The sequence below is a fragment of the Bradyrhizobium sp. AUGA SZCCT0177 genome (assembly GCF_018130125.1).
Classification (GTDB): Bacteria; Pseudomonadota; Alphaproteobacteria; order Rhizobiales; family Xanthobacteraceae; genus Bradyrhizobium.
This window is the reverse complement of record NZ_JAFCMA010000050.1, coordinates 1-17,518: the sequence shown is the minus strand read 5'-3', so window position 1 is coordinate 17,518 and position 17,518 is coordinate 1. Positions and strand designations below refer to the sequence as shown.

The 17,518-nt window shown below is 59.1% G+C and carries 23 protein-coding genes and 1 tRNA gene; 13 read left to right on the top strand and 11 right to left on the bottom strand.

The window, feature by feature from the left end; genetic code table 11:
* The first annotated feature begins 1 nt into the window (after position 1).
* Positions 2-649 (top strand): glutathione S-transferase family protein, encoded by a 648-nt coding sequence (locus JQ597_RS35135; protein WP_212269979.1) that lies wholly within the window; start codon positions 2-4, stop codon positions 647-649.
* Positions 650-794: 145 nt separating this feature from the next.
* On the top strand, positions 795-1,760 hold the full coding sequence (gene corA / locus JQ597_RS35130; RefSeq protein WP_212269978.1) for a magnesium/cobalt transporter CorA: 966 nt from the start codon (positions 795-797) through the stop codon (positions 1,758-1,760).
* 78 nt (positions 1,761-1,838) lie between these two features.
* Here corA and JQ597_RS35125 read toward each other — a convergent pair whose 3' ends face one another.
* The 5 genes from JQ597_RS35125 to JQ597_RS35105 all read right to left on the bottom strand — a co-directional run bounded on the left by JQ597_RS35125 (position 1,839) and on the right by JQ597_RS35105 (position 8,081).
* The gene (locus tag JQ597_RS35125; protein ID WP_212269977.1) at positions 1,839-3,542 is read right to left on the bottom strand and encodes a hypothetical protein; all 1,704 of its coding nucleotides are present in this window, start codon (positions 3,540-3,542) and stop codon (positions 1,839-1,841) included.
* A gap of 565 nt (positions 3,543-4,107) precedes the next feature.
* The gene (locus tag JQ597_RS35120) at positions 4,108-5,076 is read right to left on the bottom strand and encodes a Bug family tripartite tricarboxylate transporter substrate binding protein (protein WP_212269976.1); all 969 of its coding nucleotides are present in this window, start codon (positions 5,074-5,076) and stop codon (positions 4,108-4,110) included.
* A 90-nt stretch (positions 5,077-5,166) separates the two neighbouring features.
* On the bottom strand, positions 5,167-5,694 hold the full coding sequence (locus JQ597_RS35115) for an isochorismatase family protein (RefSeq protein ID WP_212269975.1): 528 nt from the start codon (positions 5,692-5,694) through the stop codon (positions 5,167-5,169).
* 148 nt (positions 5,695-5,842) lie between these two features.
* On the bottom strand, positions 5,843-6,622 hold the full coding sequence (gene hisN / locus JQ597_RS35110; RefSeq protein WP_212269974.1) for a histidinol-phosphatase: 780 nt from the start codon (positions 6,620-6,622) through the stop codon (positions 5,843-5,845).
* 571 nt (positions 6,623-7,193) lie between these two features.
* Positions 7,194-8,081, bottom strand: coding sequence for an N-formylglutamate amidohydrolase (locus tag JQ597_RS35105; protein ID WP_212269973.1), 888 nt, complete (start codon positions 8,079-8,081; stop codon positions 7,194-7,196).
* Positions 8,082-8,408: 327 nt separating this feature from the next.
* On the opposite strand from JQ597_RS35105, the gene cpdR reads away from it, so the two are divergent.
* Together cpdR and JQ597_RS35095 are read left to right on the top strand one after the other, a co-directional pair.
* The gene (gene cpdR / locus JQ597_RS35100; protein WP_079542506.1) at positions 8,409-8,768 is read left to right on the top strand and encodes a cell cycle two-component system response regulator CpdR; all 360 of its coding nucleotides are present in this window, start codon (positions 8,409-8,411) and stop codon (positions 8,766-8,768) included.
* Positions 8,769-8,896: 128 nt separating this feature from the next.
* Positions 8,897-8,971, top strand: a tRNA-Val gene (locus tag JQ597_RS35095).
* Positions 8,972-9,007: 36 nt separating this feature from the next.
* On the opposite strand, the gene JQ597_RS35090 is transcribed toward JQ597_RS35095, so the two are convergent.
* From JQ597_RS35090 to JQ597_RS35070, 5 genes are all read right to left on the bottom strand, one after another.
* The gene (locus tag JQ597_RS35090; RefSeq protein ID WP_212269972.1) at positions 9,008-10,150 is read right to left on the bottom strand and encodes a tyrosine-type recombinase/integrase; all 1,143 of its coding nucleotides are present in this window, start codon (positions 10,148-10,150) and stop codon (positions 9,008-9,010) included.
* A 211-nt stretch (positions 10,151-10,361) separates the two neighbouring features.
* Positions 10,362-10,520, bottom strand: coding sequence for an Arc family DNA-binding protein (locus JQ597_RS35085; RefSeq protein ID WP_249148441.1), 159 nt, complete (start codon positions 10,518-10,520; stop codon positions 10,362-10,364).
* A gap of 37 nt (positions 10,521-10,557) precedes the next feature.
* Entirely contained in the window at positions 10,558-11,136 is a 579-nt protein-coding gene (locus tag JQ597_RS35080; protein WP_212269971.1) for a hypothetical protein, read from the bottom strand.
* A 120-nt stretch (positions 11,137-11,256) separates the two neighbouring features.
* Entirely contained in the window at positions 11,257-11,478 is a 222-nt protein-coding gene (locus JQ597_RS35075) for a hypothetical protein (RefSeq protein ID WP_212269970.1), read from the bottom strand.
* A 54-nt stretch (positions 11,479-11,532) separates the two neighbouring features.
* Positions 11,533-11,778 (bottom strand): hypothetical protein, encoded by a 246-nt coding sequence (locus tag JQ597_RS35070; RefSeq protein ID WP_212269969.1) that lies wholly within the window; start codon positions 11,776-11,778, stop codon positions 11,533-11,535.
* A gap of 420 nt (positions 11,779-12,198) precedes the next feature.
* Between JQ597_RS35070 and JQ597_RS35065 the strand changes: the two genes are divergently transcribed.
* From JQ597_RS35065 to JQ597_RS35045, 5 genes are all read left to right on the top strand, one after another.
* Positions 12,199-12,396, top strand: coding sequence for a hypothetical protein (locus JQ597_RS35065; protein ID WP_212269968.1), 198 nt, complete (start codon positions 12,199-12,201; stop codon positions 12,394-12,396).
* A 302-nt stretch (positions 12,397-12,698) separates the two neighbouring features.
* The gene (locus tag JQ597_RS35060) at positions 12,699-12,977 is read left to right on the top strand and encodes a hypothetical protein (RefSeq protein WP_212269967.1); all 279 of its coding nucleotides are present in this window, start codon (positions 12,699-12,701) and stop codon (positions 12,975-12,977) included.
* A gap of 198 nt (positions 12,978-13,175) precedes the next feature.
* Positions 13,176-13,370, top strand: a complete 195-nt coding sequence (locus JQ597_RS35055; RefSeq protein WP_212269966.1) for a hypothetical protein — start codon at positions 13,176-13,178, stop codon at positions 13,368-13,370.
* 24 nt (positions 13,371-13,394) lie between these two features.
* Positions 13,395-13,565, top strand: a complete 171-nt coding sequence (locus tag JQ597_RS35050) for a hypothetical protein (protein WP_212269965.1) — start codon at positions 13,395-13,397, stop codon at positions 13,563-13,565.
* A 1,165-nt stretch (positions 13,566-14,730) separates the two neighbouring features.
* Entirely contained in the window at positions 14,731-14,994 is a 264-nt protein-coding gene (locus JQ597_RS35045; RefSeq protein WP_212269964.1) for a hypothetical protein, read from the top strand.
* 15 nt (positions 14,995-15,009) lie between these two features.
* On the opposite strand, the gene JQ597_RS35040 is transcribed toward JQ597_RS35045, so the two are convergent.
* On the bottom strand, positions 15,010-15,282 hold the full coding sequence (locus tag JQ597_RS35040) for a hypothetical protein (protein ID WP_212269963.1): 273 nt from the start codon (positions 15,280-15,282) through the stop codon (positions 15,010-15,012).
* A 351-nt stretch (positions 15,283-15,633) separates the two neighbouring features.
* Between JQ597_RS35040 and JQ597_RS38185 the strand changes: the two genes are divergently transcribed.
* From JQ597_RS38185 to JQ597_RS35025, 4 genes are all read left to right on the top strand, one after another.
* On the top strand, positions 15,634-15,759 hold the full coding sequence (locus tag JQ597_RS38185; RefSeq protein WP_283813480.1) for a hypothetical protein: 126 nt from the start codon (positions 15,634-15,636) through the stop codon (positions 15,757-15,759).
* 114 nt (positions 15,760-15,873) lie between these two features.
* Positions 15,874-16,119 (top strand): SANT/Myb-like DNA-binding domain-containing protein, encoded by a 246-nt coding sequence (locus tag JQ597_RS35035; RefSeq protein ID WP_212269962.1) that lies wholly within the window; start codon positions 15,874-15,876, stop codon positions 16,117-16,119.
* A 672-nt stretch (positions 16,120-16,791) separates the two neighbouring features.
* Entirely contained in the window at positions 16,792-17,001 is a 210-nt protein-coding gene (locus JQ597_RS35030) for a hypothetical protein (protein WP_212269961.1), read from the top strand.
* Between the two features lie 229 nt (positions 17,002-17,230).
* Complete coding sequence (locus JQ597_RS35025; RefSeq protein ID WP_212269961.1) at positions 17,231-17,440, top strand: hypothetical protein; 210 nt, start codon at positions 17,231-17,233, stop codon at positions 17,438-17,440.
* Positions 17,441-17,518 lie beyond the last annotated feature (78 nt).

The following is a 17,518-nucleotide window of genomic DNA, read 5'->3' as shown; positions in this document are numbered from 1 at the left end:
AATGCTCAAGGTCTGGGGACGCCGAAGTTCGTTCAACGTCCAGAAAGTCATGTGGCTGATCGGCGAACTCGATCTTGCCCATGAGCACATCGACGCCGGCGGCTCGGCCGGCGGACTCGATGCGCCGGCTTTTCTCGCGATGAACCCGCACGGCCGCATTCCCGTGATTAAGGACGGTGACGCTGTGGTGTGGGAATCGCATGCGATTCTCCGGTATCTGGCCGCGCGCCACGGCGCTGGTCGATTCTGGTCAGATGATCCCGTCGTCCGCGCCGCCGTCGACGGCTGGATGGACTGGTCACAAACCGCGCTGCAGCCGGATTTCCTCACCGGGGTGTTCTGGGGATTTTACCGGACGCCGGAAGCAAAGCGGAACTGGCCGGCGATCAACGCGGCGCTGGCGCGATGCGCCAGGGATTTCGAAAAACTCGACCGGTTGCTGGAGGGACGCAGCTTCCTGCTCGGCGAGACCTTGTCGCTCGCGGACATCACGGCCGGGACGTCGCTCTATCGTTACTTCGAACTGGAAATCGACCGCCCGCCATTGCCGCAGGTCGAGCGCTGGTACCGCACGCTGCAACAACGCGAGGCGTACCGGACCCACATCATGATCCCGTTCGGCGAATTGTTCGGGCGGCTGGATTATTGATGGGCTGTACTCATAAATTTAACGCTCGGCCCGCAAGCAAAATCCGAGGGCGTGATGCAGGCGCTGCAATGCTGCCACAAGAATTGTCCGGGCAATTTATGTGGTAGGGTGTGCACCCGCTCATCATGTTCGGAGGAAGCTTGTTGTGAGCGTTGTGGCAGCCCACCTGTACCGTCATGGCAAGAATGTCAAAGCCGTTTCGCTGGATGAGCCCATCGATTGCAAGGGCAAGTCCGAGTTTGTCTGGATCGGGCTATTCGAGCCTTCGAAACGAGAGCTTGAGCAACTCGAGAAGAACTACGGGCTTCATCCGCTCGCGATCGAGGATGCGTTCAAGGCAAACCAACTGCCGAAAGTTGACGTCTACGGCGACCAGCTGTTTGTCATGACGCGCACGGCTCATCTTGAGCAGGATCACATCGCCCATGGCGAAACAGCGATTTTTGTCGGAAAGAATTTTATCATTACAGTTCGGCATGGCTCGGCTCGGGCGCACAGCGAACTGCGCGCCCAACTCGAAGCGGCTCCCAGCTTGCTGGACCATGGTCCGGATTATGTCTTGCACGCCATCCTCGACTTTATCGTTGATGGATACCTGCCGGTGATCGAGACGATCGAGGAACACGTTCTCAAGATGGAGCAGAGCGCGCTCGACAGCTTCCTCAGTCGCGCAGACGTCAAACGGCTCTTTGGGCTGCGCCAGGAACTGATCCGCTTTCAGCGAATTATCGGCCCCATGATGGAGGTCTGCGGCCGGCTCGTACACCTTGAGACACCGTGCCTCGATGCCAACGCCCGTCCCTATTTCCAGGACGTCCTGGACCACGTGCGGCGCGTCGAAGCGATGGTGAACTCGTTGCGAGACGTGCTGACTTCGGTTTTCGAAGTGAGCAATCTATTGGAGCAGCAGCGTCAGAGCGCGATTACGCGGCAGTTGGCCGCGTGGGCCGCGATCTTGGCCGTGCCCACCGCGATCGCCGGGATCTACGGCATGAATTTCGAAAACATGCCCGAGTTGAAGACGCAATACGGCTACTTTGTCGTCGTCGGCGTTATCGCCCTGCTTTGCGCGGTGCTTTATGTGCGTTTCAAACGCGCTCGATGGCTCTGATACGAGTTCGTGGCCCGCCCGAGTCGGTGGCAATTGATCTGCGGCGCCCAACCTGGCGTAGCGAACTGGCAACCGTCATCACTTCCTGCGCCAGATATCCAGCAGTGCTTCGGCCTTCGTTCGCAGCGGCAATCGTTCGTTGGTCAGCGCATCGAGGAAACCCGCAATGCGCTGCGACTTTGCCAGCGTATAGAGCGTGAGCGCGGCGAAAGCGGCTGCCGTTACGGCTACGTAAATTGCCTTTGCCGCGAGATGATGGTCAGTTGCGGCGATCAGGCTGCTCATGCCGAGGAAGCCGGTCGTGGTGGTGCCGATCAGGCCGATCATGGTCACGACGGTCAGCCTGAGGAAGATGTTCGACTGGCGACGCAGCAGATCGCTGTCGAGATAGGCGCCCATATCCTTCAGCTCTTCCCGAATCTCGACGTACAGGCGATCGGTGCCGAGATGTTTGACGAGGGCATGGAACACCTCGCGCGTCTGCACGTGCTCCGATACATCGTGAAACCAGTAGCGGTGGGTGAAGCGATGGAATATTTCGAGCAGGCCCCTGATCTCGGCGCGGAATCGTCGCACGGTTTCCTGCTGCTCGATATTGAGGCGCGTTACAGCGTGCACCAGGCGGTCGGACATCATCAGCAAGGCGCCCTTGTGCATGTGCGCGATCAGCGCCAGCAGAAAGAACTGATGACGGAACTGGCCAAGAACGCCGCGCTCCGCATCCAGGAATACGGGCCTCGCGGCGTCGCCGACGATGAGGAACGCGTGATCGCAACACATCACGCGCGTGCGCAGCCGGGCGTCGGATTGCGTTTCGTCATAGTACCTGTCGTAGCAATGGTTTTCTTCGAAGCTCGCCAGATATTTCTCGGAGTAGGGCAGCGCGTGCCGGTCGCCGGGCGCGTTCGCGTAGGCAAGCCGGGCGAAGTCCGCCCGCGTCAGCTGCTCCGGATGTTCGACGGCGAGATAAGCCATCAAAGGCATGCGGTAATATTCGAGGTGGCGGAACCGCAGCGCTCCCGCCTGATCGGAGTGATGGGCCGCCATCGGGTTGAGCAGATATTGCCAGTGCGCCGCGAGCGGCGGCGCCCGCTCGCGACACACCGATGCCAGATACTGCTTTCTGTCCTCGTAGTCCGACACCGCGAGCACGCGCCCGTCTGCCGCCAGCCATTCCACCTTGCGGGGGCAGTTGATGCCGTCTCCCTCTGCGGTCCAGCCCGCAGGATAGGCGCGGCCGAACCGGTGCAGGGTGTCCTGCACCACGTCGAGCGGCAGGTCGGAGCCGGACACTTCGACGGCGAGAATGACAAGGTCGACGTCATAGAAGAAGTAAAGATCGACATGCCGGACATCGAAGACAACAGGTGTGACCCGGTCGGGGAAAAGGATCCGCACCGCTGCCACGTCGGTCCGGCGATAAGCCTTTATCGGGGATTCACCGTAGGCGGCCATGGAGCGGCGTTTTGCGCCTTCGCCGTAGAGAAGACGCTGCACATAGGGCAGGAATGTCACGAATTCGCGATAGTGCCGTTCCTGGAAGGCGTCGGGATCGGCGCAGAATTCATCATCCACTTCCTTCCAGACCCCGCCGGCCCCCTTCTCGAGGAGCTCCCAGTGATGATGGATTTGCGAGCCTTCCTTCAGCGGCAGCAGTTGGAGCGGCCAGAGCAGGATCTGGTGGAACGTGCGCACCAGCGGTGTGGATTCGGGCGTGGATTCGATCGGCTCCGATGCCCGGCGCGCCTTGGAGTCCCGCCCGCCGATCGTTTGCGACACCATGGCACGTCCTCGACATTCGGGTTGGAGGCCTCAATGCTGAACCATACCGCAAAAGCACCGGCATTGTCCGCGTTGCTGTCGCACGCTGCAAGCGCGACGCCAATTCCGCATTGCAGCGGGGATGACGCAATGGCCAATAGACGACATTCTCGAAAGGAGTAGGCTGGCGAGCGTCTCATGCCTTTCTCAGGAGGTCAGACCATGACACGGCACCTTTTCTTTGCGATCACGCTCATAGGCACCGGAATGCTCCTCAATGCACAGGCAGAAGCACTGACAGCCTCGCGATGTGAGGATCGAGCCGCAAATTGCGTTGGCAGATGTGCCAACCCCACCGGTGGGGGCGGTGACTGGCGAGGGCATCAGAACAAATGCATGCTCTACTGCGACCGGCAGGTGAGCAGCTGTCTGATCCGCGCGCGATACTAGCCGCTACGCCCCGTGTTGGCGGAGGCACCACGAGGATTTCGTTGCGGCGTCATTTTGGCCCTCCCGCGCGGAAGCGAAAGGGGCCGCAAGGCGTGAGCACAGCGCCGTTCTTGAAGAGAATTGCGCCTGGAGAGAATTACTTCGCCGTCTCGAGGCCCGCGTCCTTGATTACCTTCGACCACTTCTTGATTTCTGAGTCGATGAAGCCGCGGAAATGCTCCGGCGTGTCGCCGGCAACCGTGAGGCCCTGATCGGCCAGTTTTGCCTTGACGCTGGGATCGGCCATCGCCTCGTTGGCGATGCGGTTCAGCTCAGTGATGATCTTCTCGGGTGTGCCTCCTGGCGCGATCATGCCGTACCAGTTTTCGATCAACAGATCGGGCATGCCGACTTCCGCCGTCGTCGGCACGTCGGGCGCGGTCGGCGCGCGCGTGGGGGAGCCCAGTGCAATTGGCTTCAGGGAGCCCGCCTTGATATGCGGCAGGATCACCGGCAGGTCGAGGAACGTCATCTGCACCTGCTGGCCGAGCAGGTCGTTGATGGCCGGCGCCGCGCCGCGATAGGGCACATGCACGATGTCGAGTTTTGCGGTCAGCTTGAACAGCTCGCCGGCCAGATGCGGCAGGCCGCCGACGCCGGCGGAGGCAAAATTGAGCTTGCCGGGCTGCGCCTTGGCGAGGGCAATGAGTTCGGCCATGTTGTTGGCGGGAACGTTGCTGGCCACGACCAGCATTTCCGGCACGGTCACCACAAGCGTGACCGGTGCGAGGTCCTTCCGCACGTCGTAGGGCATTTTTTCCAGCGACGGGTTGATGACGAGCGAGCTCGCGCTGGTGATGCCGATGGTGTAGCCGTCGGGTGCGGCTTTCGCGACCGCGTCGGTGCCCAGCACCCCGGCCTGTCCGCTGCGATTTTCGATCACGATCGGCTGCTTGACCAGTTCCGACATGCGCTGGCCGACCACGCGGGCGATGATGTCGTTCGGCCCGCCAGGTGGGAACGGCACGATCAGTTTGATTGGTTTGGTTGGAAAATCCTGTGCCGTGCCCGCGGCCGGCAATAGCAGTAGCGACAATCCGGCCGCCAGCGCGCCCCAAATCCTCATGCAAGCCTCCCTGCGCAGATGTCTAAAGCGTCTGTCGCGTTGCGTGCTTATAGCAGATTTTTTGTCCGGCGGGTTAAGACATCGCTGCGGTCAAGGCACGAGTTCGTCGGTGGCCGCGAGGCGGACGGGCTTTTGGGAAATGAGATTGCACCAGACCCAATGATGATGCCGCATGACGCTGACCGCATCGAGGTGAGGGCGGTCGCTCAAGGTGTGGGCATCGGTCACCACGACGACGTTGTGCTGGTTCGAGACGGCGGATCGGACGGTGGCATCGACGCACAGATCGGTGGCCCAGCCGGTCACCAGCACGCGGTCCGGCGCGATCCTGCCGAGGCGGGCCTGCAGCTCGGCGCCGGCGAAGGGGTCGTTCATGCTCTTCTGAACGACGACATCGGCGGGATCCCTGACAAGTTCGGGAAGCAGCGCCCAGCCCGGCGATTGCGGTTCGAAATCGTCGCCGCTGTCGCCGCAGTGCTGAATGAAGATGACCATGCCGGACTGCGCGCGCACGCTGGCGGCAAGGCGGTTGATGCGGTCGATGACCCCTGGCAGATCGTGCTTGGGATCGCCGCTCCGCAGCCCGACCTGCATGTCCACGATCAGCAGTGCGTCCATGCGATGCCTTCCGTGGCCGGGAGCATGATCGCCGGGCAAACGGTTTGTCCCGAGGAAAGAACCTGCCCCGCACTTGATGCGGGGTGGAACCGGTTTTACCGGGGTCAACACCAGGCGTTTGCCCGAAGATCGTCTTTTAAAGAATGCGCTAGCTGTTGAGTAGTTTCATCGCCGCTTCATGCACGCGGGCGTCGCCGGCGGCGATGATGCGGCCGCCGCTTTGGGCGGGCTTGCCATCCCAGGTGGTAACGATGCCGCCGGCGCCGGTGATGATCGGGATCAGGGCCGCGATGTCATAGGGTTTCAGTTCGGTCTCGACCACGAGGTCGAGATGACCGGCCGCCAGCATGCAGTAGGAATAGCAATCGCCGCCATAGCGCGTCAGCTTCACCGCCTCTTCGACCCGGCCGAAGGCGGCCCGGTCGGCGGCGTTCATCAATAGCGGGCTTGTCGTGTAGGAAGTCGCGTCCGCCAGCGAGGCGCAGCGCCGCACGGACAGCTTCCGTTCGCCGGAGGGGCCGGAATAATGCGCCGAGCCGCTGTCGCCGGAAAAACGCTCGCCGATATATGGCTGGTGCATCATCCCGAACACCGGCGTGCCGCGGTGCATCAGGGCGATCAGCGTGCCCCAGATCGGAAAACCCGCGATGAAGGATTTGGTGCCGTCGATCGGATCGAGCACCCAGACATATTCGGCGTTTTCCTGCTCGTTGCCGAATTCCTCGCCGACGATGCCGTGCTGGGGAAAGTTGCCCTTGATCAGCCGGCGCATGACAGCCTCGGCGGCGCGGTCGGCCTCGGTGACGGGATCGAAATCCTTGGCGCTCTTGTTGTCGATCGAAAGCGAGGTCCGAAAGAACGGCAGAATGGTTTCGCCGGAGGCGGTTGCAAGGCGGCCGATAAAGGCTGTGAAATCGATGACCGTCACGGCAGTTCCTTGAAAGGGCGGAGGGGTGTTCAAGCGTTCGCGTTCTTGCCTAGCTCAATCCTGCGATGGGCGCACGATTAACGGAATGTTATTCCCATCTCATCCGACTCAGGGCCCCCTTTGGGGTTTCGAATCGGCTTCGTTTAGGCATGCATTTTTGGTGACACGGCTATTCACAACATCGAGATTTGTGAATTGTGGCCGCTCCGTAACACCGGGTTCCCACGGAAGTTTCTCCGTAAGTCATTGAATATAAAAAGAAAAATAGTATTTAACTGACCTGTTGCATAACGGCCAGCCTCGTCGGGATTACGCTGGGAAAGTTTCGAAAGGACTTGCGTTTTGTGCAGCGCGGCCGCATATTGTTGCGGTGCGGTAGGGCCTCGCCCTATCGCTGCCCTCCTTGGGCGTTTCCTCCCTAGACTTGGGCCGCTTGTTCATTCAAGCGGCCCTTTTTTCTTGCCGTCATTCCCCGATGCGCAGTTGCGCATCTGAGGGCGTGCGAAGCGCGAGCCCGGAAGCTCGAGATTCCGGGCTCGCGCTTCGCGCCCCGGAATGACGGAGAGATGGATTACTCCGCCGCGGCCTGGAACGGCCCGAGGTCGCCGAGCGGCACGGTGGCCAGTGCGTCGGCCAGAACAGAGAAATCGGCCGCCACCTGCGCAAAGCGCGGTGAGCGCTCGCGGCGGCGTTCATCCATATAGATCGCGCGGTTGAGTTCGAGCTGCACGGTGTGCAATCCGCTTGCCGGGTTGCCGTAATGCTCGGTGATGAATCCGCCGGCATAAGGCTTGTTGCGGCCGATCGAATAGCCGAGCCCGCTCATGACGTCCTCGACGACGTCGGGCAGCAGTGCGGCGCAGCTGGTGCCGTAGCGGTCGCCGATCACGATATCGGGCCGCCGCGGCTCGTCGCGCGACACGCCGATCGACGGCATCGAGTGGCAATCCACCAGGATCACGGTGCCGAACGCCTGATGCGCCTTGTTGATCAGCCGCCGCAATGCGCGGTGGTAGGGCTTGTAGAGCGCCTCGATCCGGCCCAGCGCCTCATCGACATTGAGCCGCTCGCGGTAAATCTCCTGCCCGTCGCCGACCACGCGCGGGATGGTGCCAAGGCCGCCGGCGACCCGCATCGAGCGGGTATTGGCAAAGCTCGGCAGCCGGCCGGTGAACATGCGCGGATCGAGCTCATAGGGCTCGCGGTTCACGTCGACATAGGAGCGCGGAAAATTGACCCGCACCGTCGGAAAACCGCGATCGCTCAAATCGACGATCAGTTCGTCCATGAACGAATCCTCGGAGCGGCGCAATGCTGCCAGATCGATCCGGGAGGCGTTGAGGAATTCCAGCGGATAGACCGAGCCGGAATGCGGAGAATTGAAGATGATCGGCGCCCGCCAGCTGGCCGGCTCCACGATCTCGAACGGAGGCGACAGTTCGCCATCAAACTGGGTCATCGTCGGGCGCCGTCCCTTGGATCCGTGCTTCCCAAGCAGTCGATCAAGACAATCGATAGAGCAACCGATTCTGCCGGAAAACCAGAGATTTTATGAGAACGCATTGTCGGTAATCACAATCATTCTGCCAAGTGAAAAAAGCCGCAATGGTGCTGGAACACATCTCAAATGCGGAAAACGCCTGCCTTGATTGATCTCTGGCGCGTTCCGGTACAGAAATAGCGCCGCTCTCCGTGAGCTGCACACTGCTGCCTTTCACCCGATCTTTACCGTCTGTCGGGCTTAGTGTGCGGACTGACCCTCCAAGCCGGATTCGACGACAGCGCCATGCACAAAATCCTCCTCGCCGAAGACGACAACGACATGCGCCGCTTCCTGGTCAAGGCGCTGGAAAACGCCGGATTTCAGGTCTCGCCCCATGATAACGGCCTGTCCGCCTATCAGCGGCTGCGCGAGGAGCCGTTCGAGATGCTGCTGACCGATATCGTGATGCCCGAAATGGACGGCATCGAACTGGCGCGCCGCGCCTCGGAACTCGACCCTGATATCAAGATCATGTTCATCACCGGCTTCGCGGCCGTTGCGCTGAATTCCGATTCGGAAGCCCCGAAAAACGCCAAGGTGCTGTCCAAACCGGTCCATCTTCGCGAATTGGTCAGCGAAGTGAACAAGATGCTGGCGGCCTGATTCGGACTATTTAGCTCGAAATCACACCGGAAATTACCCAGAAGCGTCCTTGCGGGGGCGCTTTGGAGCCGATATACGGACCGCACCCAATACGATCAAAGCTGGAGCGGGATGGTCATCCCAATCTAGGGCGCGTAGCTCAGCGGGAGAGCACTACCTTGACATGGTAGGGGTCACAGGTTCGATCCCTGTCGCGCCCACCATCTTTATCAATGACTTAGCCAAGATATTTCTTCCTTTCACTTTTTAACGCCCAAGCTTCGCCCAGAGAACCCTGTTCGCGCTTGGTTCAGATACTCAGGCGAGTGATGGCCGTAGGTTGTCTCAATCACCTTTTCGGAGGTGCCGACAAAGCCGGCGACCTGTCGGATAGGCACTCTGTTCTGCAGCAGCCAGGTGATGCAGGTGTGCTTAAGCACATGGGGCGTGACATCCTCGCCCAATCCCGCTAGCTCGCGAGCGCGATCCCAACCCGTTCGCTCTTTCGCTATCAAGCGGCCAGCGTACTCAACGGGGCCGATTGTGGTCATGCGTCGCCACCGCTTCAAATGCGGTAATAGACGATCGGGTATCGGTGCCGGCACACGCCGTTTGTTGGTGTCTGATTCGCCTTCGCCGCGGCGATACATGACGCCTTGAACTAGATCGAACCACCCGCCCTTTGAGTTCACCCCCCACCGCATCGCCAGGTTGGCTTCATGGCGAGTGCCGGTGTAGAGCCCGATCAGGACGAAGCGAGCAACGTGGTAGGACGGCTGAAACATTCGCCCCCACTTTACCGGCTCCCTTGATTTGATATCGCAAGCCGTCACGACGATGCCGAGCGCACCTGCTAGTAACGCCGCGGCTTCGAAGCGCCTTAGCCATCGAGTGCGGGGTTCGCCGCCCTCCGGCAGCGTCACCGGCACCGGCTGCGATAGCTTGCGCTCGGCGTAGGCAAAGTTGAGTGCCGCGCTTAACGTTACAAGCTCACGCCGTGCCGTCGCTGATTTGACGGGGCGGCCCAGCTCACCAGCCATGCGGCGCTTCGCGTAGGATCTGCAGCTATCTCCATCGACCTGCCAGCAGGTACTAGAACCGAAGTGCTTCAGTAGAGGTGTAAGGTGATACCCTACCAGCTCGGGGTGAACGAGCGTCGGCGCTTTCTCGGTGCCGTAGAATGCCAGAACGTCAGCCACCGCTACCTCTCCAGGGTGACCACTAAGCCAGTCGGGCTTGTGCTTTTTGCCAATGTAGTCGGCGAGGGATTTCTCAGCGTCTGCGCGACTATCTCGGCCGCAGCCAGTGCCGACTTCGTCTTTTCCGTCGAGAATAACGTAGACGGATTCGCGGCCACGGCGTTCGCGGAGGTAGAGGCGGGGACCTTTGGATTTTCGCGACATCTCGTCCTCATTCGGTCGATACCGGCCAAGGTGACGTAGTGCCTTCCCGCCACCAGCTCATATTCGAGATTGCCCCGCGCGATTTCGTGGCCAAGCCCGCTCTTTGTCATGGAGCCATCAGGGTAAGCGAGACGCGCTGCAATGGCGGGGCGCAGCGGCGTGTCAGCCTTAATGGCTGAGAGGTCGATTTCTGACGGGGTCCGGCGAGACATCAGCCGGCGATCCTCTCCGGCTGCATCCTTGCGCGGATACTGCGGATGATCTCGCTGTTCTGGGACGCGCCGTTGTATGCAGCCTCGGTCTCAAGCCAGGTTTTTACGTCTCGCGGCAAACGAACCAGCAGCCGTTCGGCTTCGTCACTTTTGATCATCTAGGTCTCCTCTCGTTTGAGAAACTCGCGGCCGGCATCAGTCCTCGTTCCTTCCGTCCTCGTATAATTTCTTTGCACGAGCCGCGAGTTCAGTAAGGTCGCGACCATATGGAATAACGATCGACGCGCCGAGCTTCTTAATTGCGCCAGCCAGGCCGGAAGCCTTCACCGCAACAGAGTTCTTAATTTCCGGAGCCCGGACGAACCAGTATTGTTCGATCCATTCCATCTTTATAGGCATCTTCGTATCAGGAGTTTTTGCACCCGCGATCGCATCATCTGTCCACGCATCGATCACCGCCAAATTGGCGTAATCGATCAGAAGCATCGCCTTTGCCGGGTGCAAGTCGAAGTCATCTATCAATCGCTGCCCGAGCACAATTCGGCGGACCTGTATTGAGTCGTAGTATCGGCGGCCCCTAACCTCTTTCATCTCGATCAGCGCGTTGACGATACTTCGATTTGCCCAGTTCTGAATCGTGGTCGCAGTGAGGCCAGGGGCCAGCTTAAGGACATTCGCCTGCGAGAAGAGCGGCTTTTGCGCATATGACCAAAACCAAAAGATCGGGTGGTCCTTATTTGTTTCAGTAACTATTGCTCGATGAGCGGCGCGCATGGCCCGAATATATCCAAATCAGTTAGTGTCAGGTGACATCTAAGACGATATCAATTAGATGTCAAGTGAATGCACAGCCCGCCGGGGTGAACCGGCGGGCTGGTACTGTCTATTCGCCCTTTAATGGCCTTGCGGTCGGTGCGCTGATATCAAGCCACCGCGCAGATCCTTAACGCGCCGTTCAATGTCTAATACGCTGAAATCAAGTAGCGCGCCGTCTGGGGCTGCCAATTGGAACGGCCCGTCCGCATCGTCGCGATACAGGGTTAGGACGGACCGAACAGCCACCTCGAGCATTTGCTCGATACCGTGCAGCGCGTTGTCAATTTCGTTGATGTCCATAAGAAATCCCTCCCGGTTAATTCAGGCCAGTTTTCGGCCGGATGTGTTTGTTGGCTAGGATGAAGCGCTTGTGCTCATGCGTGCCAGGTCGAGAGCCACCCCCATGGCCATGATGGGCTTCAAATAGCCGCGCGGTTTATCGTCGAAACCGCCCTCGAAGACGCAAACAAGACATGCCTTATGGGCCAGCTCGTTCATGTCTCGCGCTCGATATTCGGCGATGGCCTTGCGCGCGTCGCGATGGGCCCGGCAGGCAACCTCATGGGCATCTTGCGTTGCAAAGAAGTTGCTGCCGTCCATGTACTTCTTCTGGCGGCCCTCCCACCTGCGATATGTCCGCCGACTGGGGCTGGTCGGCTCGGGCTGCCGCTTCAACCACTCTCGATACAGTACATATTCCGCATCGTAAGCGGCGTGCGCAGCTATTAAGGTCTCGTCGGCATCTTGCAGAGCACGGACAAGGTCCCGGAGTTCTTGACTTACCTTCGTGCCGTCCAGAGCTAACACAGACGGCCCCGGAGCGGCTTCGACCGCAGCGGAGCGGCGACGCCAGCAGCCTTAGCAAGAAATCCCCGCCTGAAGGACGGCGAGTTTGCATCCATCGTAGGTGACATTGTGCATGCTCCCTATCCCTTATTGCAGGCGTCCGACCCTATTGTACGGTTCGCCTATCATGTGTATGATACATATGATAGGAACTTACGCAAGACGGGTGTTAAGATGAATAGACAGAATCACGATGCACTGATGCCGCCCAAGCTCGATCCCGAGACCGAAACCCGACGCCTCAACCTGGTCGCCTCGGCTTCCTGGGTGAAGAAGATTGACGACTGGCGCCGGCATCAGCCGGACTTGCCGAACATTTCTGAAGCAATCCGCAGGTTGGTCGAGATCGGCCTGAAGGCAAAGGCGAAATGAGCCGACCTCCGTCGGATCAAAGCGGCTGATTTCCCGGCTGACAGGAGGCGCGGAGTAATGATCCAAGATACTCCAGTACTCGCCGCCAACATGAGCCAACGCGCGGTGATGCAGCATCTCAGTTTGACTGAATGGAAGGTAGTGCCTCACCTACCTGTGCCGGCTGGCCCAGGTATGCTCGATCGGATACGGGGCCATGGTTGGATAGAACTTCGTGGAATGAAACCGCGAACAGAAATCCGTTTGACCGAGTTGGGACGGGCAGCAATGCGCGCCCCTGTTGTACTGAAGGCGAAGACGAAATGACAGACCCCACCCGATTTCGCGGAACGGGCACGCTGTTCGTCAAAGGGGCTGAAGAATCGCCCGTCGAGTATGAAATTACCCTCTTTGAGGTTGACACCATTATGCGCGCGGAAGGTTGGGTCGAAGCCGGCCCTGCCGTTTTGACATATGCGCAAAGTGCGAGCGGAGCTCAGCTCAGATTGAGCGATGGGCGAGTTGTCGATGTCAGCATCGGAGGCTTTATCGTGAAAGGCAGCCCTAGCCGGGCTGAGTTGATTGTCCACGGCGGCTTGTAGAGATGGCTGAAGGCGAAGAAGTGATGAGCGAAAGATAACAACAGCTGCAGAGCGGGAGGCCGAAAAGGCCTTCAAGAAGGTCGAGACAAAAACGGCCACAAGCGAGCATGAGAAGGCAAAGAAGTCCTTCGATGAAAATCGGGAGCGGCTAAAGGCCGAGCGGATAGCACGCGAAGCGGGGCTGAAGGCGAAGGGAAAATGAACGATCCAATCGAAACCCTCATGAAGCGTTCAATCTCCGCGGCAGGAGAGTACAAGAGCTTGGACCGAAAACTGGGGCAGCTTATCGACCAAGCCCAGCGCCTCGAGTGGACCGATCCTTTGCGGAACGAGCTTGAACTTCAGAAAGTGGCGATCGCTCTGGAAATGAGGGCGTTGTCTGGTGGCCTGTAAGCTGGGGCTGAAGGCGATGGGGAAATGAGCGGTCCCCGTCCAGCAGGCCGCCCCTGGACACTTACGGATGACGATCAGCTGCGTAAACTACTGGTTTCCGGAATGGCCGTCACCTTGATCGCACTGAAAATGAAGCGCTCCATCGGCGCCATTTATTCGCGGAAAAGTTTTCTGAAGAAGGCGAGGGAAAAGTGACCTGCCGCGACGGATGCAATGGGGCCGCTAAGGTATTCGCCGAATTAGCCCCATTCCAACAGGCCACTAACGGAAACAGCGCCCCCGAGCCGAATAATGCTTGGTGGCGCTGCTCCTGAGCTGGAAATTGCAATACCCAGCGGAGAAGATACCGCCGGCGCGGGATAAGGTTGCTAAAAAACATACACTGAATTTCGGGAACAAGTGGCAATGGCCGGCGTTGATGGGTTGTCCGAAAGGACTTTTGGACACGTCAAAGCTTACCGGCTTCAGCGCGCTTCCCCCTTAGCGCTGGGGCCGTTTCTTTGTTGGCATCTAGCCCGCTAATTGAGGCCGTACCCTCCCAGGCGGTGCCTACGCTCCCTGATAGCGTCTGCCGCGCGCATAATTGCGAGCATGGCAATCAGCGCGGCGATCCCTATGACAAGAGCGGTAAGAGCAAGCATTCTTACCTCCTATCGTCAGCCCAGGTTTTCATCCCGCATTCGCACTTGAACATGCGGACCGTGCGGCCACTAAGGGAATCGAGCATAGTCGCGACCAGCGCGGGCTTCTCACCGCACGAAGTGCACAGACGGATTGGAGGCTCGTAGCTGGAAAAGACTTCGTTCTTAAATTCGCTGCTCATGAGTAACTGCCTCACGATTGTGATTCGGCTAAGTTACAAAGTGTACATTGGTTCCTTCCCAAGGTGCCGGAAATAGCCAAACGGGGCGAGATTCACGCAAACGGCCCCGGCGCGGAGAACGCCACGCTGCACCAAAGGCCGCCAACCCAACGGGGGTTTTCTCCCGGTCGGGGGCTGAGGAATCTACCGGGAGCGTCGAGTCGATTCTTGGGGCGCTCAGGAGTTCCAAAGAAACGGCCCCAGCGTGCGCGGTGGGCGAACACTGGGGCCGACATTTCCTCGAATGAAGCGCGGGGGGACGTTGCATTCATTCGGTCGCGCACAACTAAGCGATCCGGTCAGGAATTGTTCCGCTCCCTTTTACGGGCGGCTCAATCGCAAAGCCTGCCAGCGTGAACCGGTGGGCCGGTTGATATCAGGGGCCTCAGGCCGAGATGTCTGGCCGCCCCTCGCGAAACTGATCGCGGAGTTGTTCGGCGGGTTCGCCGCCGACGAATTCGATCATCAGGCTGCGTAGCTCGTTCTCTCGTGGTCGTCTTGATCGCGCCATTCCTCGCCCAGGATGAAGCCGAGCAGCACCAGGAGCTCGGATCGCTTTCCCTCAGGCGTTTGAGCTGGGGTGTCCCCCATCTTGTTGACAAGCTCGTCGGCCGCCCGCCACTGAGCGTCTTGCAGTTGGGTCAAGCGCTTCTGCTCAATATATTCCGGCAGGGCGCTAACCTGCGCCCAGCGCCGATCGCTTGTTTCAGCCGCATTGCCGGCCGCCGCGGCCTCATCAAAAAGCCGACGACCCTCATCTAGCAGCAGGGCCTCCAGTCAATCTATCTCTGGATTAAAAGCTTCCGCAGCTTCCTTATGCTCGAAGATCAGCTCCTCCATCTCCAACAGCGCGGCATCGTCAGGCCCGGGCGCTGGGCCGCCGTGGCTAGCCACAGCCGTTGCGGCTACGGTTGAAGCCCCGACCAAAACGACACCACCAGCGGCATGGGAGAGGAAGCGGCGCCGCGTCGGAGCGTCCACAGGGTCGATCTGGGATATGGGCGAGTTTGTTCGGGGCATGCTAAACATGCCGTCAGCCTGGATGGTCATCTGCATTGGTCTCCGGGTTAGAGCCGAGCGGGAAGTTCCAGCTTCCCCTCGGCTTGATCTTGTGTTATACAAAAAGTATGAAGAAAGCAAGGACTGTTAAACAAAAAGTCATTGGTCGGCCACGGACTGGCACCACACCGTTAATGGGCTTTCGTGCCGATCCGGCGACGCGCGCATCAATCGTCAGATGGGCAGAAAAACAGCCCGATATGCCTTCCTTGTCCGAAGCCATCCGACGACTCGTACAGCTGGGGCTGAAGGCGAAGAAATAGGATGCTCTCAACGATACAATATCCGCAGTAAATACGCTAAAGCTGTTCTCAGGCCTCGGTTTTAGGGAGGGAGGCGCGCATGAGGGCGATCGGCATCGCGGTAATCGTGGTTTCCTGCCTCGCGATGGTTTTCATCGTTTTCCATTACCAGCGCAGCCAGAACCAGATCGACCAGATGCTAGGAACAACAGCGGACACGAGGTGATGCGTTCGCCTGTATCGGCATCGCCTACTCTCACGATCAGTTATGTGGTCGTTCCACCGACCGCTGTTCGGCACGCCGCAGCGCTGTGGCGCGGGGGCTAAAGGCGAAGGGAAAATGAAGAGGCGCATTATTCAGCCGTGGACGCCTGAAGATGACGATCGCCTTCGCAAGCTCGCCGCGGAAGGTCGCACCTCAGTAACGATCGCGGAACGGATGAAGCGGACACCGGCATCTGTTCGCGGCCGGGCAAAGGCCATTAACGTCGTACTGATGAAGGCGAAAGGCGTCACACGTCTCCCCATCACGTTGGGAGACCTGGGCCTGAAGGCGAAGGGGAATTGGTCCCTCCCGAAGCGGTGATACTGCTGATGGTAGCGCCACGCGTCAGAGCGGCTTTAATCTTCTGCTCCGTTTCCGGGCGAAGTATCCCGCCCCTGTATTCACGGATTTTGCGACACTCGCGACAGAATCGATATTGGTAACCTAACTTAATGTAGATGGGTGCGTCATCGAGTGAGTGGCCCCGCTTGCAGATCATTACTCCTCGCGAGAGCGGAGACCGTTTCTTTTCAACAACCTTCCTATTAGCGTTGGCAAGTCGCAGCGCTTCCGCTCCCCACTCCGGGTTTAGCTGACAGTGTTTCTTGAAGCGAGCGGCGCCAACGATAAACGAGCTACTATGTTTTGTTTCCCCGGACGTGAGTACCCGAATGGTTTTGCCGGCTTGCAGCGCGGCCATAAATCTGCTCGCCATTTCAGCTGGCAGTCCAGGTGCCGCTCCTCGCCATCGGAGTTCAGCTGCGCGGCATATGTCGGCATGTGACGGCTGAAAAGCTACGGCTGTCATATCTCCGCTCCATCAGCGCGGGATGCGCCAGCAGATGCAGAACCTGAGTCGCGGCGGACCGGTGGCGGCGATTGCCATGGCATTTCCACAGTTGGAGCGGATTGATTTGAGCCGGATGCGTCACGGTGGGGAATCGCCCTGAGGTGAATTTTCAAACCGATGTGGCGCCGGACCATGGGGATGCAATGGGTACTCTGATCAACGATTGTTCTGGCCTGCGAACGGTCTATGACGCTGAAAGCGGACGACTGGTGACTTTTGATGAAATGATAAGGAAACAACATCGCAGTAGCGGCGCGACATTTGCCGATGCGGCAAGCGCAAAGAAGGCCTACTTCGATAACAACGTGTCTTGGGGGGACTGGATTCCAGGTTGGCCAGACTTGAGCAGTTAGCGCGGGGCGTCAGAGTTAATTCCCCGTTACGCTTTCTATTCAAATGCCCAGGGAAGTGAGTTCGGTCCCTTAAAATTTTTGCAGAACCTGAGTCGCGGCGGACCGGTGGCGGCGATTGCCATGGCATTTCCACAGTTGGAGCGGATTGATTTGAGCCGGATGCGTCACGGTGGGGAATCGCCCTGAGGTGAATTTTCAAACCGATGTGGCGCCGGACCATGGGGATGCAATGGGTACTCTGATCAACGATTGTTCTGGCCTGCGAACGGTCTATGACGCTGAAAGCGGACGACTGGTGACTTTTGATGAAATGATAAGGAAACAACATCGCAGTAGCGGCGCGACATTTGCCGATGCGGCAAGCGCAAAGAAGGCCTACTTCGATAACAACGTGTCTTGGGGGGACTGGATTCCAGGTTGGCCAGACTTGAGCAGTTAGCGCGGGGCGTCAGAGTTAATTCCCCGTTACGCTTTCTATTCAAATGCCCAGGGAAGTGAGTTCGGTCCCTTAAAATTT